14 protein-coding genes and 1 rRNA gene are annotated in these 16465 nt (G+C 67.9%); 3 read left to right on the top strand and 12 right to left on the bottom strand.

The window, feature by feature from the left end:
• Positions 1 to 250: 250 nt before the first annotated feature.
• Positions 251 to 1778: ribosomal RNA gene (locus OG219_RS27195) — 16S ribosomal RNA — on the bottom strand.
• Positions 1779 to 2608: 830 nt separating this feature from the next.
• Here OG219_RS27195 and trpS point away from each other — a divergent pair.
• The gene (trpS, locus tag OG219_RS27190) at positions 2609 to 3607 is read left to right on the top strand and encodes a tryptophan--tRNA ligase (protein WP_266830702.1); all 999 of its coding nucleotides are present in this window, start codon (positions 2609 to 2611) and stop codon (positions 3605 to 3607) included.
• Positions 3608 to 3660: 53 nt separating this feature from the next.
• Here trpS and proC read toward each other — a convergent pair whose 3' ends face one another.
• The 3 genes from proC to OG219_RS27175 form a co-directional block, all read right to left on the bottom strand.
• Positions 3661 to 4470 carry a pyrroline-5-carboxylate reductase gene (gene proC, locus OG219_RS27185; RefSeq protein WP_266830700.1) on the bottom strand — a complete coding sequence of 270 codons (810 nt, stop codon included), beginning with the start codon at positions 4468 to 4470 and terminating at the stop codon, positions 3661 to 3663.
• Positions 4471 to 4580: 110 nt separating this feature from the next.
• Positions 4581 to 5390 carry an ABC transporter permease gene (locus OG219_RS27180; RefSeq protein WP_266830698.1) on the bottom strand — a complete coding sequence of 270 codons (810 nt, stop codon included), beginning with the start codon at positions 5388 to 5390 and terminating at the stop codon, positions 4581 to 4583.
• The gene (locus tag OG219_RS27175) at positions 5387 to 6277 is read right to left on the bottom strand and encodes an ABC transporter ATP-binding protein (RefSeq protein ID WP_266830696.1); all 891 of its coding nucleotides are present in this window, start codon (positions 6275 to 6277) and stop codon (positions 5387 to 5389) included. The genes OG219_RS27180 and OG219_RS27175 overlap by 4 nt, the downstream gene beginning before the upstream one ends.
• A 268-nt stretch (positions 6278 to 6545) precedes the next feature.
• On the opposite strand from OG219_RS27175, the gene OG219_RS27170 reads away from it, so the two are divergent.
• The gene (locus OG219_RS27170) at positions 6546 to 7985 is read left to right on the top strand and encodes a SulP family inorganic anion transporter (RefSeq protein ID WP_266830694.1); all 1440 of its coding nucleotides are present in this window, start codon (positions 6546 to 6548) and stop codon (positions 7983 to 7985) included.
• Here the strand turns inward: OG219_RS27170 and OG219_RS27165 are convergent.
• From OG219_RS27165 to OG219_RS27145, 5 genes are all read right to left on the bottom strand, one after another.
• Positions 7949 to 8731: a class I SAM-dependent methyltransferase gene (locus OG219_RS27165; RefSeq protein WP_266830692.1), complete on the bottom strand. Its 783-nt coding sequence runs from the start codon at positions 8729 to 8731 to the stop codon at positions 7949 to 7951. The genes OG219_RS27170 and OG219_RS27165 overlap by 37 nt on opposite strands.
• Positions 8732 to 8926: 195 nt before the next feature.
• Complete coding sequence (locus OG219_RS27160) at positions 8927 to 9415, bottom strand: EamA/RhaT family transporter (protein ID WP_266830690.1); 489 nt, start codon at positions 9413 to 9415, stop codon at positions 8927 to 8929.
• Positions 9416 to 9464: 49 nt separating this feature from the next.
• Complete coding sequence (locus OG219_RS27155) at positions 9465 to 9746, bottom strand: SH3 domain-containing protein (protein ID WP_266836249.1); 282 nt, start codon at positions 9744 to 9746, stop codon at positions 9465 to 9467.
• Between the two features lie 89 nt (positions 9747 to 9835).
• Complete coding sequence (locus OG219_RS27150) at positions 9836 to 10114, bottom strand: peptidase (RefSeq protein WP_266836248.1); 279 nt, start codon at positions 10112 to 10114, stop codon at positions 9836 to 9838.
• A 96-nt stretch (positions 10115 to 10210) separates the two neighbouring features.
• Positions 10211 to 10549, bottom strand: coding sequence for an SH3 domain-containing protein (locus tag OG219_RS27145; protein ID WP_266830688.1), 339 nt, complete (start codon positions 10547 to 10549; stop codon positions 10211 to 10213).
• A gap of 180 nt (positions 10550 to 10729) precedes the next feature.
• Here OG219_RS27145 and OG219_RS27140 point away from each other — a divergent pair, with 180 nt between their 5' ends.
• Positions 10730 to 12832, top strand: coding sequence for a serine/threonine-protein kinase (locus OG219_RS27140; protein WP_266830686.1), 2103 nt, complete (start codon positions 10730 to 10732; stop codon positions 12830 to 12832).
• Positions 12833 to 12877: 45 nt separating this feature from the next.
• Here the strand turns inward: OG219_RS27140 and ilvD are convergent, their stop codons facing one another.
• The 3 genes from ilvD to OG219_RS27125 form a co-directional block, all read right to left on the bottom strand.
• On the bottom strand, positions 12878 to 14731 hold the full coding sequence (ilvD, locus tag OG219_RS27135; RefSeq protein WP_266830684.1) for a dihydroxy-acid dehydratase: 1854 nt from the start codon (positions 14729 to 14731) through the stop codon (positions 12878 to 12880).
• A gap of 247 nt (positions 14732 to 14978) precedes the next feature.
• A complete protein-coding gene (locus OG219_RS27130) occupies positions 14979 to 15611 on the bottom strand; it encodes a TetR/AcrR family transcriptional regulator (RefSeq protein WP_266830682.1) in 633 nt (210 codons plus the stop codon).
• Entirely contained in the window at positions 15608 to 16432 is an 825-nt protein-coding gene (locus OG219_RS27125; RefSeq protein WP_266830680.1) for a sugar phosphate isomerase/epimerase, read from the bottom strand. The genes OG219_RS27130 and OG219_RS27125 overlap by 4 nt, the downstream gene beginning before the upstream one ends.
• Positions 16433 to 16465 lie beyond the last annotated feature (33 nt).

Below are 16465 nucleotides of genomic sequence, written 5' to 3'. Positions count from 1 at the left end.
GCGAGTTCACTGGGGCCGGCAACTGAAGATCCAGACTCAAAGTCCGTACCCTCAGATACCCAACAGCGTGCCCGACACCCCTCGCCGCTTCCCTCAACGATCCACACTCTTGCGAGCAGTACTGGAAGGAGAAGACGATCAAGTGTGCCGAATAATCAACGTTCCACCCATGAGCAACCAGCACCGGACGTGTGCCGATGTACTGGCCTCTGACCTCACCCCGGAGGGATCGGTAAGAAGTGCTCCTTAGAAAGGAGGTGATCCAGCCGCACCTTCCGGTACGGCTACCTTGTTACGACTTCGTCCCAATCGCCAGTCCCACCTTCGACAGCTCCCTCCCCACAAGGGGGTTGGGCCACCGGCTTCGGGTGTTACCGACTTTCGTGACGTGACGGGCGGTGTGTACAAGGCCCGGGAACGTATTCACCGCAGCAATGCTGATCTGCGATTACTAGCAACTCCGACTTCATGGGGTCGAGTTGCAGACCCCAATCCGAACTGAGACAGGCTTTTTGAGATTCGCTCCGCCTCGCGGCATCGCAGCTCATTGTACCTGCCATTGTAGCACGTGTGCAGCCCAAGACATAAGGGGCATGATGACTTGACGTCGTCCCCACCTTCCTCCGAGTTGACCCCGGCAGTCTCCTGTGAGTCCCCATCACCCCGAAGGGCATGCTGGCAACACAGAACAAGGGTTGCGCTCGTTGCGGGACTTAACCCAACATCTCACGACACGAGCTGACGACAGCCATGCACCACCTGTACACCGACCACAAGGGGGGCACCATCTCTGATGCTTTCCGGCGTATGTCAAGCCTTGGTAAGGTTCTTCGCGTTGCGTCGAATTAAGCCACATGCTCCGCTGCTTGTGCGGGCCCCCGTCAATTCCTTTGAGTTTTAGCCTTGCGGCCGTACTCCCCAGGCGGGGAACTTAATGCGTTAGCTGCGGCACCGACGACGTGGAATGTCGCCAACACCTAGTTCCCACCGTTTACGGCGTGGACTACCAGGGTATCTAATCCTGTTCGCTCCCCACGCTTTCGCTCCTCAGCGTCAGTAATGGCCCAGAGATCCGCCTTCGCCACCGGTGTTCCTCCTGATATCTGCGCATTTCACCGCTACACCAGGAATTCCGATCTCCCCTACCACACTCTAGCCTGCCCGTATCGACTGCAGACCCGGGGTTAAGCCCCGGGCTTTCACAACCGACGCGACAAGCCGCCTACGAGCTCTTTACGCCCAATAATTCCGGACAACGCTTGCGCCCTACGTATTACCGCGGCTGCTGGCACGTAGTTAGCCGGCGCTTCTTCTGCAGGTACCGTCACTTTCGCTTCTTCCCTGCTGAAAGAGGTTTACAACCCGAAGGCCGTCATCCCTCACGCGGCGTCGCTGCATCAGGCTTTCGCCCATTGTGCAATATTCCCCACTGCTGCCTCCCGTAGGAGTCTGGGCCGTGTCTCAGTCCCAGTGTGGCCGGTCGCCCTCTCAGGCCGGCTACCCGTCGTCGCCTTGGTGAGCCACTACCTCACCAACAAGCTGATAGGCCGCGGGCTCATCCTTCACCGCCGGAGCTTTCAACCCCCCTGGATGCCCAGAGGAGTGTTATCCGGTATTAGACCCCGTTTCCAGGGCTTGTCCCAGAGTGAAGGGCAGATTGCCCACGTGTTACTCACCCGTTCGCCACTAATCCACCCCGAAAGGCTTCATCGTTCGACTTGCATGTGTTAAGCACGCCGCCAGCGTTCGTCCTGAGCCAGGATCAAACTCTCCGTGAATGTGTACCGGTAATCCGGTGCGACATCACGAGAGCGGAACCGAAGGGAGGAATAATCCCCACGGTCCACAGCGTCCTCGCTGATGTTTTTCTTCAAAGGAACCTCGCCCCGGCCGATCGGCCGGAGACGGGGTATCAACAAACTTGGCGTTGATTTTTGGCACGCTGTTGAGTTCTCAAGGAACGGACGCTTCCTTTGTACTCACCCGAGAGACTCTCTCAGGCTTTCCTCCGGGCAGTTTCCCTTCGGTCTTGCGTTTCCGACTCTATCAGACCGTTTCCGATCCGATTTCCTCGGCGCTTTCCAGGTTTCCGCTTTCGCGTTTCCCTTTCCTGCGGTTCCGACTCTATCAGATCCTTTCGGGCCTGATTCCCAGTCAGTGGGGCTTGTCTTCCCGGCTGTTGGGCCGTTCCGACGAGTGAGACTTTAGCGGAATCTCGGCTCCCGAGCTAATCGGGGTGGCGTCCTTTCGAACGCGGATTCCTCATTTCACAAACGCGCACGAAAACGATCCGACGACAGGTCGTCGTTCGTTGAGTGCTTGTTGCGGAATGGCCATCCGGGGACCGACCGGAGTCGGCACTCACGTCGGACAGCTCGGAGAACATTACGTACGAGGTGGAGGTGTGTCAACTTCGCTCCAGGAGGCGCCTGGGAGGCGTAGCTTGGAGGCGTGACTACGCATACGTGCACCCAGCAGTGGTGGGCCGCCTGACGGCGGCCGTACTCACGTATGTAATCAACGGCCGCCGCCCTCGGCGGCCGTTTCTGTATCTCCCTCCTGGAGAGCCGGCCGGCGGGTGCGGCGGCCTCGACCAGGAGGTTGAGAGATGACGCGGATCTTCAGTGGGGTCAAGCCGACCGGGCATCTGACGCTGGGGAACTATCTGGGGGCCGTACGACGGTGGGCCGACGTCGATCAGCACCGGGCCGATGCCCTGTTCTGCATCGTCGATCTGCACGCACTGACCGTGGACCACGATCCGGGGCGGGTGCGCAGGCTCAGTCGGCAGGCGGCGACGTTGTTGCTGGCGTCGGGGCTCGACCCGGAGCTGTGCACCGTGTTCGTACAGAGTCATGTGGACGAGCACGCGCGGCTGTCGTATCTGCTGGAGTGCGTCGCTACCGACGGGGAGATGCGGCGGATGATCCAGTACAAGGAGAAGTCCGTGCGGGAGCGGGAGCGGGGCGGGAGTGTGCGGCTGTCGTTGCTGACGTATCCCGTGCTGATGGCGGCGGACATCCTGGCGTACGGGACCGATGAGGTGCCGGTGGGTGATGACCAGACACAGCATGTGGAGCTGACTCGGGATCTGGCCGAGCGGTTCAACCAGCGGTACGGGCACACGTTCGTGGTGCCTCGGGCCACGCGTCCGGAGGTTGCCGCGCGGGTCATGAATCTGCAGGAGCCGACGTCGAAGATGGGGAAGACCGATGACGTCGGGCCGGGGGTCGTCTATCTGCTCGACGAGCCGGATGTCGTGCGGAAGAAGATCATGCGGGCCGTGACCGACAGTGGGCTGGACGTCGTGTACGACCGGGAGGCCCGGCCGGGGATCTCGAATCTGCTGGAGATTCTCGCGGCCTGTGAGGGTGGGAACCCCGAGGCCTTGGGCGGTGTATATGAGTCGTACGGAGCTTTGAAGAAGGACACCGCCGAGGCCGTGGTCGAGCTCCTCAGGCCCGTACAGGAGAGGCACAAGGAGTTGTGCGCGGATCCTGCGTACGTGGAGGGGGTGTTGCGGGACGGTGCGGAGAAGGCCAGAGGGATGGCGCGGCCGAGGGTGGACGCGGCTTATCGGGCGATCGGTTTGCTGGCGGCGGGCTGAGGGCTGATGGCTGAAGGACGGTGGGGCCGGGGGTGGGCCCGGCCCCGGTTCTTCTAGCTGTTGCCGGAGGCGAGTTCGCGGCTGCGGTCGCGGGCTGCTTCCAGCGCGGCGATCAGTGCGGCGCGCACGCCGTGGTTCTCCAGTTCGCGGATGGCGTTGATCGTGGTGCCCGCGGGGGACGTGACGTTCTCGCGGAGCTTCACGGGGTGCTCGCCGCTGTCGCGGAGCATCACTGCGGCGCCGATCGCGGACTGGACGATGAGGTCGTGGGCCTTGTCGCGGGGCAGGCCGAGGAGGATGCCCGCGTCCGTCATGGCCTCGACGAGGTAGAAGAAGTACGCCGGTCCCGAGCCGGAGAGGGCGGTGCAGGCGTCCTGCTGGGACTCGGGGACGCGGAGCGTCTTGCCGACGGCGCCGAAGATCTCCTCGGCGTGGGCGAGGTGCTCGGCGGTGGCGTGGCTGCCGGCGGAGATGACGGACATGGCCTCGTCGACGAGGGCGGGGGTGTTCGTCATGACACGGACGACGGGGGTGCCCGCGGACAGGCGCTCCTCGATGAAGGAGGTGGGGATGCCTGCCGCGCCGCTGATGACCAGGCGGTCGGCGGGGATGTGCGGGGCGAGTTCGTCGAGGAGGGTGCCCATGTCCTGCGGCTTGACCGTGAGGATCAGGGTGTCGGCGGTCTTGGCGGCTTCGGCGTTGGTGACCGCTGTGACTCCGTGGCGCTCCTGGAGTTCCTTGGCGCGTTCGGGGCGGCGGGCGGTGACCAGCAGGTCGGAGAGGGGCCAGCCGGCCCTGATCACTCCGCTGAGCAGGGCTTCGCCGATCTTGCCGGTGCCGAGGACTGCGACTTTCTGGGTCATGGTGCGGTGCCCTCCGGGGGTTGCGTCGTCCGGTGTCCATCCTCGCACCGGGGGTGCGGGACGGGGTGGGCTGTCCGTTGGGCGGGACGCTGCCCAGGGGTACGGCGGTTCTACGCCGTCCTGCGCCTCAGGGTCGCCGCGCCGAGGGTCAGGACCAGCAGTGCGCAGCCCGCGACGATCAGGGCGTCGCGGACGAAGGTGGCTGTCATGTCGGTGTGTTTGAGGACTTCGTTCATGCCGTCGACCGCGTAGGACATGGGGAGGACGTTGGAGATCGCTTCGAGGACCGGGTGCATGTTGGAGCGGGGGGTGAAGAGGCCGCAGAGGAGGAGTTGGGGGAAGATCACGGCCGGCATGAACTGGACGGCCTGGAATTCCGAGGACGCGAAGGCCGAGACGAAGAGGCCGAGGGCTGTGCCCAGGAGGGCGTCCAGGAGGGCGACCAGGAGGAGCAGCCAGGGGGAGCCGGTGACGTCGAGGCCGAGGAACCAGATCGCCAGGCCGGTGGCCAGGGCCGACTGGACGATGGCGAGGGCTCCGAAGGCCAGGGCGTAGCCGGCGATGAGATCGCCCTTGCCGAGGGGCATGGCGAGGAGGCGTTCCAGGGTGCCGGATGTGCGTTCGCGGAGGGTGGCGATGGAGGTGACCAGGAACATCGTGATCAGCGGGAAGATCCCGAGGAGGGAGGCGCCGATGGAGTCGAAGGTGCGTGGGCTGCCGTCGAAGACGTAGCGGAGCAGTACGAGCATCACGCACGGGATGAGGATCATCAGCGCGATGGAGCGCGGGTCGTGGCGGAGCTGGCGTAGTACGCGGGCGGCGGTGGCGGTCGTGCGGGCGAGGTTGATCGCGCTCGGGCGTGGGCCCGTGTGGGTGCTGGTGGGCCGGGGTGCGGTGGTGGGTGTGGTCGTCGTGCTCATCGGACGGTCTCCTTGCGGGGCTGGTCGCCGGACGGGGACTCGTTGTCGGCCGGTTCGCCCGTCGCGGACCGGTTGTGCGCGGCGATCGCCTCGTCGACCAGGTGGAGGAAGGCGGCCTCGACGGTGTCGGAGCCGGTGCGTTCGCGCAGGGCGTCGGGGGTGTCGTCGGCGAGGATCTCGCCCTCGCGCATCAGGAGGAGGCGGTGGCAGCGCTCGGCCTCGTCCATGACGTGGGAGGAGACCAGCAGGGTGGCCTCGCGTTCGGCGGCGATGGCGTGGAAGAGGTTCCAGAGGTCGCGGCGCAGGACCGGGTCGAGGCCGACGGTCGGTTCGTCGAGGACGAGGAGTTCCGGGGTGCCGAGGAGGGCCACGGCGAGGGAGACGCGGCTGCGCTGGCCGCCAGAGAGGTTGCCGGCGAGGGAGTCGGCGTGGGAGGTGAGGTCGACGTCGGTGATGGCCTGGGTGACGTTGGTGTGGCGGCGTTCGGAGGAGGCGTGGCCGGGGTCGAGGATCGCGGCGAAGTAGTCGAGGTTCTGGCGGACGGTCAGGTCGTCGTAGACGGAGGGGGCTTGGGTGACGTAACCGATGCGGGAGCGGAGTGCGGCGTCGCTTGAGGGGCGGCCGAGGACTTCGAGCGTGCCGGTCACCTTGGCCTGGGTGCCGACGATCGAGCGCATCAGGGTCGACTTGCCGCAGCCGGAGGGGCCGAGCAGTCCGGTGATCTGGCCGCGCGGTACGGCGAAGTCGAGTCCGCGCAGAACGGTGCGGGTGCCGCGTACGACGGTGAGTCCCTCGGCGCGGATGGCGGGCTGCCCCGTGGGGTCGGGTGGCTCCGTGGCGCCGGGAGGTTCTGCGGCTGCGGGTGAGCCGGGAAGAATATTCATCATGTGATGAATATTGCTCCTGCGGGGTGGGCTCGTCAAGCCCCGTCGCATCCGGCGGCGCAGGCGCACGGCGGCGTGATCGGAACGGGGCGGTCCGGGGCTGCGCGCTTCCGTGTTCACGCGGTGGTTACGCAAAAGGGGTGCGTGTCCAACTCCCCTTCCTGACAATGGATTTCAGTGCACGGTCATATGCCGCGCCAGTTGGTCCGCCGTGCCCTCCCCCGGCTCGGCGCCCACGCATCTCCCGCTTGTCACCGGAGGTGCTGCTGTCATGCGTAAAGCGGATCTGCTCGCGTCCTTTGTCGTGTTTCTCGTCGCGCTGCCCCTGTGCGTGGGGGTCGCCATAGCCTCCGGGGTGCCCGCCGAGCTGGGGCTGGTGACCGGGATCGTCGGCGGTCTTGTGGCCGGAGTGATGCCTGGCAGCAGCCTGCAGGTGAGCGGGCCCGCGGCGGGGCTGACGGTGCTGGTGTACGAGGCGGTGCAGTCGTACGGGGTCCAGGCGCTGGGGGTGCTGGTGCTCGGGGCCGGGCTGGTGCAGCTTGCGCTCGGGGCGCTGCGGCTCGGGCGGTGGTTCCGGGCCGTGTCCGTGGCCGTGGTGCAGGGGATGCTGGCCGGGATCGGGCTCGTGCTGATCGCGGGGCAGGTGTACGCGATGGGGGACGCGGCCGCGCCCGCGAGCGGGGTCGGGAAGGTCGCCGGGCTCGGCTCGCTGGTGACGGACGCCGACCCGGTGGCCCTGGTGATCGGGGGCGCCACCATGGTCGTACTCCTGCTGTGGCCGCGTTGGCGGCGGGGGGCGCGGCTGGTGCCCGCGCCGCTCCTTGCGGTGGGGCTCGCGTCGGTCGTGACCGGGGTGTTCGATCTGTCCGTGCGGCGGGTCGAGGTGCGCGGGCTGCTGGATGCCGTACGGCCCCCGGGGTTGCAGGATTTCGGGCGGCTCACGGAAGTGGGCGTGATCGGGACGGTGTTGGCGTTCGCGCTGATCGCCTCGGCCGAGTCACTCTTCAGCGCGGCGGCGGTGGACCGGCTGCATCGGGGACGGCGTACCGACTACGACCGGGAGTTGATCGCGCAGGGCGCCGGGAATGCCGTGTGCGGAGTGCTGGGTGCGTTGCCGATGACCGCGGTGATCGTGCGGAGTGCGGCTGGGGGCACCCCCTCTGGGGGAGTGGGGGCGGGGGCGCGTACGAAGGTGTCGCGGGTGCTGCACGGGGTGTGGTTGCTGGTCTTCACCGCGGTGCTGCCCGGGGTGCTCGGGGTGATTCCGGTGGCCGCACTGGCCGGGCTGCTGGTGCACGCGGGCTGCAAGCTCGTGCCCGTACGGGAGTTGGGGCCGCTGTGGCGGGAGCATCGCGGGGAGCTGGTGGTGCTCGTCGTGACGGCGGTGGCGATCGCGGTCGGGAGTCTGTTCGAGGGGGTGCTGGTGGGGCTCGCGCTTGCCGTCGCCAAGACCGCGTGGGACATCAGCCATGTGCAGGTGGAGACAGAGGACCGGGGGGACGCGGGGATGGTCGTACGGGTCGTCGGGCATGCGACGTTCCTACGGCTGCCGAAGTTGCTGGACGCGTTGGAGGCGTTGCCTCACGACCGGGACGTACGGCTGGAGTTGGGCGGGTTGCGGCACCTGGATCACGCGTGTGCGGCGGCCCTTGAGGGGTGGGCCGCCGGGCGGGATCACGAACGTGTGGCGACGATCAGTTCGACGTCGTAGACCTCCTCGACCACACCGTCAGGGAAGGCGCCGAGCAGATGCGCGCGCTCCTCGGTGAGGAAGGCCTTCGCGCCCTTCTCACCGAGGACCAGGAAGGCCGAGTGGCTTCCGAGGTTGGCGAGGTGGGTGTCGACGGGGACGCGGCGGCTCCAGCGGACCTGGTCGCGGTCGACGTGCAAGGGGCCGGCCGGGGTGGTGGAGAGGGTTGCTGCGGCACTGGCGCCGCTGCCGTTCTTCGCCACGACCGCGTCCAGGCCGAGGAAGCGTTCCACCCGGTCGGCTGCCGACGCGATCCAGGGGATGTCCAGGGCTTCGGTGTTCCACCAGAGGGCGAGTGCGCCGGTGTCCGGGCGCAGCACGCGGAACGCCTCCGGGATGGAGTGGGCCGGGTCGGTCCAGTGCCAGGACTGGGCGTACGTGAGGAAGTCGGCGGAGGCGGTGGCCAGGGGGAGGGTGTTGCCGTTGCCCCGGACGACGGGGGTGTCGGGGAGCGTGCGGCGGAACTCGGCCGCCATGCCCTCGCCGGGTTCGACGGCCAGCACGTTCGCGCCCCTTGCCTTGAGGAGGGCGGTCGCGATGCCGGTGCCGGCGCCTACGTCGACGACCCTTGCGCCGGTGAGGGGGCGGTGCGCGAGGTTTTCGATCGCGTCGAAGAGGGTGGAGGGGTACGAGGGGCGGTTCGCGGCGTACTGGGCTGCGGCGGTGTTGAATGAGTGGGCTCGGGTGGTGTGGGAGTGGGGCGGCATACGGTCATGGTGGCGGGTGGGGGCGGGGGTAGGGGCTGGGGGTGGGTGGTTTGGTGAGAGGTTGGGGTGGGTGACTGGGGAGGTTTTCGCCCCCTCCGCCCCTGCCCGTCCCGTTTCTGGGGGCTGCCGCCCCCAGACCCCCGCTTCGGCCTGGACGGCCTCGTCCTCAAACGCCGGACGGGCTGAAAATACTGGTTACGAGTTGCGGCGCTTCTTCGAAGGGTTGCCCGTGCGGCGCTTGCTGCGGCGCTCGTACTGTTCGCGGGCCGCCTCGTACTCCTCGCGGTTCAGCTTCTCGCCCGGGGCCTCGACCAGGGCACGGAAAAAGTAGGCGAGGAGGGAGCCGATGAAGCCGATCGCGAGGAGGCCGCGGAGGGAGGACTGGCGGTCCGGGTCGGGGCGCTTGGTGAACGCGCCCGAGGTGTGGCGGAACGCGAGGGCGCTGCACACCGCGAACATCACGACGACCATGAGGTTCACCAGCCCGCCCACGTCTGCGACCTCCAGGCCCTCGTAGGCGAAGCGGAGGACGAAGCAGGCGGCCACCGCGGCGGCCAGCGAACCGACGGCCACGGCGGCTCGGCGGGCCGCGTAGCCGGCGGTGTGGTCCACCCAGGTCGTGCCGAAGAAGCGGATGGGTTCGGGCTGGGGCCCCGCGGGGGTGCCGGTGGTTTCGTCGCTCACGGGTTGATTATCGCTCCGGGGTGGCGCGGGGTTCCTTGTCGGTGGTTGGTCAGGCGCAGAGGGGGGCGATGTAGCCGTCGCTGCCTGTGTTCACGTAGGCGTCCGAGACGTACTCGCCGTTGGCGATCCCGTCCCAGATGTTCGACGTGCCGTACGGGCCGGTGACCGACTGCCCCGCCTTCTGGCAGAAGATCGGCACCTGGGAACCCTCGGGCAGGACACGGACGATGCGGTAGGTGGTGCTCGGGCCGCTGCGGACGTTGAGACTGACACCCGGCGCGACTGGGTAGTAGCGCACAGCCGCCTCGGCCGAAGGCGAGCTCATCACCATGAGAAGTGCCCCTGTGGCACCGGCGAGCAGGATGGATCTGCGTCTTGGGGATGTCATTTCTGTCCTCTCGGAAGCAGCTCTCGGGTGGGTCAGGCGCAGCGCGCGGCTACGTAGCCGTCGCTGCCGGTATTCACGTAGGCGTCCGAGACGTATTCGCCATTGGCGACGTTGTCCCAGATGTTCGACGTGCCGTACGGGCCTGTCACCGTCGTACCCGGGCGCTGGCAGAAGATCGGAACCATTGAGCCCTCGGGCAGGACACGGACGACCCCATAGCCCGTACCCGGACCGCTGCGGACGTTGAGACTGACACCCGGCGCGATCGAGTAGTAGTGCAGCGAGGCCGCCTCGGCCGCAGGCGAACTCATCACCGTGAGAAGGGCTGCTGTGGCACCCGCGAGCAGGATGGATCTGCGTCTCCGGAGTGTCATTTCTGTCCTCTCGGTAGCCGTACGTGTGCAGGGTCAGGCACAGCGCGGTGCGACATAGCCGTCGCTGCCCGTCTTCACATAGGCGTCCGAGACGTACTCGCCGACGCCGATGTTGTCCCAGATGTTCGACGTGCCGTACGGGCCCGTGACCGACTCCCCCGGCTTCTGGCAGAAGATCGGGACGTAGGCCCCCTTGGGCAGGACGCGGACGATGCGGTAGCCGGTGCCGGGGCCGCTGCGGACATTCAAATTGACGCCGGGTGCGACCGGGTAATAGGTCTGGGCCGCCGTCGCAGTTGCGCTCACGGCCGCCTTCGCTGCGACGGTTTCCTCGTCGCTGCTCTCGACTTCCTCAGTTCGGTCAACAGACATGAAAAGCCTCCCCCGTTGAACCCCATGACTGCCATGAGGCCCCTTTGATTCCCCTGAAACGCGCCACGCACACATGTACGTAACTCGCACTCGGAGGCTAGCAAGCCGCCTCCGTCCCGTACGAGTCATCGACTAGGCTCCGTGCGTCGCGCGCGGCGGACGAACAGCACGGGGGTTCCCATGGCGCCACAGCGGAACAACGGAGCGGGCGCGGAAGCGGAACTTCCCGAGTACGCCGGTCACTACCGGCTGGAGTCGTGCCTGGGCTCCGGCGGCATGGGTGTCGTGCATCTTGCCCGGAGTACGTCGGGGATGCGGGTGGCCGTGAAGGTCGTGCACGCCCAGTACGCCAGGGATCCCGAGTTCAGGGGACGCTTCCGGCAGGAGGTGGCGGCGGCTCGACGAGTGAGCGGTGCCTTTACCGCGTCCGTCGTCGACGCCGATCCCGAGGCCGAACGTCCTTGGATGGCAACGCTCTTCATTCCGGGGCCCACTCTCGCCGACCAGGTGAAGCGGAACGGGGCCATGCCTTCCGGGGAGTTGCGCCGCCTGATGGCCGGGCTCGCCGAAGCGCTGCGCGACATACATCGCGTGGGAGTCGTGCACCGGGATCTGAAGCCGAGCAACGTCCTGCTCGCCGAGGATGGCCCGAAGGTCATCGACTTCGGCATTTCCCGGCCAAAAGACAGCGAACTACGCACCGAGACAGGCAAATTGATCGGTACGCCACCATTCATGGCGCCCGAGCAGTTCCGACGGCCGCGAGAGGTGGGACCCGCCGCCGACATCTTCGCGCTCGGTTCGGTGATGGTGCACGCCGCCACCGGGCGCGGGCCGTTCGACTCCGACAGTCCGTACGTCGTCGCCTATCAAGTCGTGCACGACGAGCCTGACTTGACCGGCGTACCGGAGAATCTCGCGCCGCTCGTGCTGCGTTGTCTCGCCAAGGAGCCCGAGGACCGGCCCACTCCCGACGAGTTGATGCGGGAACTGCGGTCGGTGGCGGCCTCGTACGACACCCAGGCGTTCATTCCGGCCCAGCGGACCACCGGTGATCCGAAGCCGGGCGGCGGCGCCCGGTCAGCCGGTCCGCGTCCCGCGAGAGCCATGAGCCGCCTCCGTAAGCGGGGGGCCCTCGCGGCCGGAGCGCTCCTCCTCACCGCGGGCGCGGCTTTCGCATCGGTTCAACTGCTCGACGGCAGCGGCGGCATACCCGAGGACAGCAGCACACGGTCCGCACCGGCAGGGTTCGACGCCTGGGACGCCAAGCCCGGCTCCGGCAGCCAAGGCATGCCCCAATGCTCGTACGGTGCAGGGAAGTTGCTCTGCGCCCAGGTGGGGCTGCTCTCCGCGCTGGACCCTGCCGACGGCACGGTGTCGTGGCGGCGCACCCTTGCTGGTCGAGATGCTCCGGACGGACCGCCGGTCGCGGCGGGCGGGTTGGTGCACGCTCTGACGAACGGGGGAAAGGATCTGGTGGCTCTCGACCCCGCCTCGGACGCAACGCGCTGGACGATGGACATCTCCGCGTACGGGCGAGTTCAGTACGCGGGCGGCATGGTGCTCCTCACCGGCACCGACGGAACAGCCACCGGGGTGGACGGCGCGTCGGGCAAGCAGGTCTGGAGCCATCGGATCGCCGGCCAGAGCGCACCGAAATTCTCCTCGTTCGGCGCGGACGGACTGACCTACGCCACGAGTAAGACTGAGGACGACTCGCATACACGGGTGAGCGCGGTGGACCCGCAAACCGGTGACGTGCGGTGGGACGCCCAGCTGAAGGGCCTGCTCGAGCCGGTCGGCGAGAACGACGGCACACTCTTCTTCACATCGGTCGACGTCTACAGCAAGACTGACGCGCTGGTCCAGTACGACCCGGAGAGCACTGTGACGCAGCGCGTGGCGCTCACGACGGCCCTCCCCCAGGCCGTAGCCGCCTCACACGGAAGCGTCGTCTACCTTCTGGCCGCCGGCGGCGGCCTGGTGGCCATGGACATGGAGCACCGGGTGGAGAAGTGGCGGCTTGAGACATCCGTCAGCCGAGGTTCCGCGCCCGTCGCCGACGACAAACACGTGTACTTCACTGCCCCCGACGGCCGACTGCTGGCGGTGGACGCCTCCAATGGAAAACTCGTCGGGCAGACGCCTGCACGACTCGGGTCGGACTCCGATCGCGTGGTGGCCGAGTTGCCCGCACCCATGCTCATCGACGGTCACGTCCACGCCGCCGCCCCCGACGGAACCGTCTTCGCAGTAGACAGCCGCAACCCGACAGCCTGGTGACAAGCAAAGAGGCCGCCCCCGAAGGAGCGGCCCCGCGCACAAACCTCAGCCCAGCAGCGAAACGTCCCGCACCGCACCCTTGTCCGCGCTGGTCGCCATCGCGGCGTACGCGCGAAGGGCGGCCGAGACCTTGCGGTCGCGGTTCGCGGGAGCGTAGACGCCGTTCAGGGCGTCGCGGCGGGTGGCCAGCTCGTCGTCGGAGACGAGGAGCTCGATCGTGCGGTTCGGGATGTCGATGCGGATGCGGTCGCCGTCCTTGACCAGGGCGATCGTGCCGCCGGAGGCCGCTTCCGGGGAGGCGTGGCCGATGGACAGGCCGGAGGTGCCGCCGGAGAAGCGGCCGTCGGTGACCAGGGCGCAGGTCTTGCCGAGGCCTCGGCCCTTGAGGAAGGAGGTCGGGTAGAGCATCTCCTGCATGCCGGGGCCGCCCTTGGGGCCCTCGTAGCGGATGACGACGACGTCGCCGTGGGTGATCTCCTTGCGGAGGATCTTGTCGACGGCCTCGTCCTGGGACTCGCAGACGACCGCGGGACCCTCGAAGGTCCAGATCGACTCGTCGACGCCGGCCGTCTTCACGACGCAGCCGTCGACGGCCAGGTTGCCCTTGAGGACGGCCAGGCCGCCGTCCTTGGAGTACGCGTGCTCGGCGGAGCGGATGCAGCCGCCCTCCGCGTCCTCGTCGAGGGCCTCCCAGCGCTCGGACTGGGAGAAGGCCTCGGAGGAGCGGACGCCGCCGGGGGCCGCGTACCACAGTTCGAGGGCCTCGGGGGACGGGGAGCCGGCGCGCACGTCCCAGGTCTTCAGCCAGTCGGAGAGGGACGGGCTGTGCACCGAGTGGACGTCCTCGTTCAGGTGGCCGCCGCGGTGCAGTTCGCCAAGGAGGGCCGGGATGCCGCCCGCGCGGTGCACGTCCTCCATGTAGTACGTGCGGTCCTTGGCGACGTTCGGCGCGACCTTGGCGAGGCAGGGCACACGGCGCGAGACCTCGTTGATCTCGTCCAGGCCGAAGGGGACGCCCGCTTCCTGGGCGGCGGCCAGCAGGTGCAGGATCGTGTTGGTGGAGCCGCCCATCGCGATGTCCAGGGCCATGGCGTTCTCGAAGGCCGCGATGGTGGCGATGTTGCGGGGCAGGACCGACTCGTCGTCCTGGTCGTAGTAGCGGCGCGTGATGTCCACGACCGTGCGGGCCGCGTCCTCGTACAGGCCCTTGCGGGCCGTGTGGGTGGCGAGGACCGAGCCGTTGCCGGGGAGGGACAGGCCGATGGCCTCGGTCAGGCAGTTCATGGAGTTGGCCGTGAACATGCCGGAGCAGGAGCCACAGGTCGGACAGGCGTTCTCCTCGATACGGAGGATGTCCTCGTCCGAGATCTTGTCGTTCACGGCGTCGGAGATCGCGTCGACCAGGTCGAGCGTGCGGACCGTGCCGTCGACCAGCGTGGCCCGGCCGGACTCCATGGGGCCGCCGGAGACGAAGACCGTCGGGATGTTGAGGCGCAGGGCCGCCATCAGCATGCCGGGGGTGATCTTGTCGCAGTTCGAGATGCAGATCAGGGCGTCGGCGCAGTGGGCCTCCACCATGTACTCGACCGAGTCCGCGATCAGGTCGCGGGAGGGCAGGGAGTACAGCATTCCGCCGTGGCCCATCGCGATGCCGTCGTCGACCGCGATCGTGTTGAACTCGCGCGCGATGCCTCCGGCGGCGGTGATCGCCTCGCTGACGATCCGGCCGACCGGCTGAAGGTGGGTGTGACCCGGCACGAACTCCGTGAAGGAGTTGGCGACCGCGATGATCGGCTTGCGGCCGATGTCCGCGCCCGGTACACCGGAGGCGCGCATAAGGGCGCGTGCGCCCGCCATGTTGCGGCCGTGGGTGACTGTGCGGGACCTCAGCTCGGGCATCGTCGCTCGCTCCTTCGGAGGGATACCGGCTCGTACGGGCCGGCAGTCGTGACTGCTGGTCGTGACTGATTCGAGCGTACGCCGGTGCTCCAAGGGCCGGACAGGGTGTCCGGTATTCGGGACAGGTGTCTCGGTCGGCGGGCACACACGGGCGGCGGGCAAGCAGTCGTCCCACGGTCGCCCAACGGTCGTCCAAGCGGACACGTAAACGCTTGCGTAAGCGTTTACGCAGACACCTGCGTCGCCGTCACGGCGCCGTGAGATGCCCCTGCACCACCGGCGCCACCCGCTCGATGATCCGCTCCACGTCCGCCGAGGCCAGCGGCTCCAGCTTGATCACGTACCGCAGCATCGCGACCCCCACCAGCTGGGCCGCCGCAAGTTCGGCACGCAGTTCCGCGTCGGGAAAGTCGAGCTGCTGCGCGATGCGGCGCATCAGCTGGGCGACGAGAAGGCGGCGGAAGACGGCGGCCGCGGCCTCGTTGTTGAAGGCGGAGCGGACGATCGCGAGCAACGGCGTACGGGTCGTCGGGTTCTCCCAGACCCCGAACAGGAAGCGGGTCAGGCGCTCCCCCACACCGTCGAGCGGGCCGTCCCCCACCGCCGTCGACGCGGCCAGGGCGGGCGCGACGGCGATCTCGATGGCCGCCTCGAAGACCTGCTCCTTGGTGCCGAAGTAGTGGTGCACGAGCGCCGAGTCCACACCCGCGGCCTTGGCGATACCGCGCACCGACGTCTTCTCGTACCCCCGCTCGGAGAACTCCTCGCGGGCCGCGTCGAGGATGCGGTCGCGGGTGGCGGGGGCCGCCTCCGTCTGCGTACGGGAAGGGCGTCCCCTGCGTCGCGGGGCGGCCGCGTCCCGGGGGCCGGCGGCCGTCACCGGCGTGGCACCTTCACCGCGGAGGCGAGGTGGAGCCGGGTGAAGGCCAGGGCCTCCGCCAGGTCGGCCTCGCGTTCGGCGCTGGACATGGCGCGGCGGGTGTTGACCTCGATGACGACATGGCCGTCGAAGCCGGTGAGTGCGAGGCGTTCGAGCAGTTCGGCGCATGGCTGGGTGCCGCGGCCGGGGACCAGGTGCTCGTCCTTGTTGGAGCCGTTGCCGTCGGCGAGGTGGACGTGGCCGAGTCGGTCGCCCATGCGGTCGATCATGTGCAGGGCGTCGGTGCGGGCCGTCGCCGTGTGACTGAGGTCGATCGTGAAGTGACGGTAGTCCTCCTTCGTCACGTCCCAGTCGGGGGCGTACGCCAGCATCTCGCGGTCGCGGTACCGCCAGGGGTACATGTTTTCGACAGCGAACCGTACGTCCGTCTCGTTCGCCATCCGCCATATCCCGGTGACGAAGTCGCGGGCGTACTGGCGCTGCCAGCGGAAGGGGGGATGCACGACGACCGTGCTCGCGCCGAGCTTCTCCGCCGCCGCCTGTGCGCGCTGGAGCTTGATCCACGGGTCGGTGGACCACACGCGCTGGGTGATCAGCAGGCAGGGAGCGTGGACGGCGAGGATCGGGACCTGGTGGTAGTCGCTGAGCCTGCGCAGCGCCTCGATGTCCTGGCTGACGGGGTCGGTCCACACCATGACCTCGACGCCGTCGTACCCGAGGCGCGCGGCGATCTCGAAGGCCGTCGCCGTCGACTCCGGATACACGGACGCCGTGGACAGCGCGACCTTCGCATCCGGGATGCGCACAACTGGTTCTGCCACGAGGGACAGCGTACGGGTTGCCTCCGGCGGTTT

The organism is Streptomyces sp. NBC_00038, from assembly GCF_026343635.1.
Lineage (GTDB): Bacteria > Actinomycetota > Actinomycetes > Streptomycetales > Streptomycetaceae > Streptomyces.
This window is presented reverse-complemented; position numbering and strand designations above follow the sequence as displayed.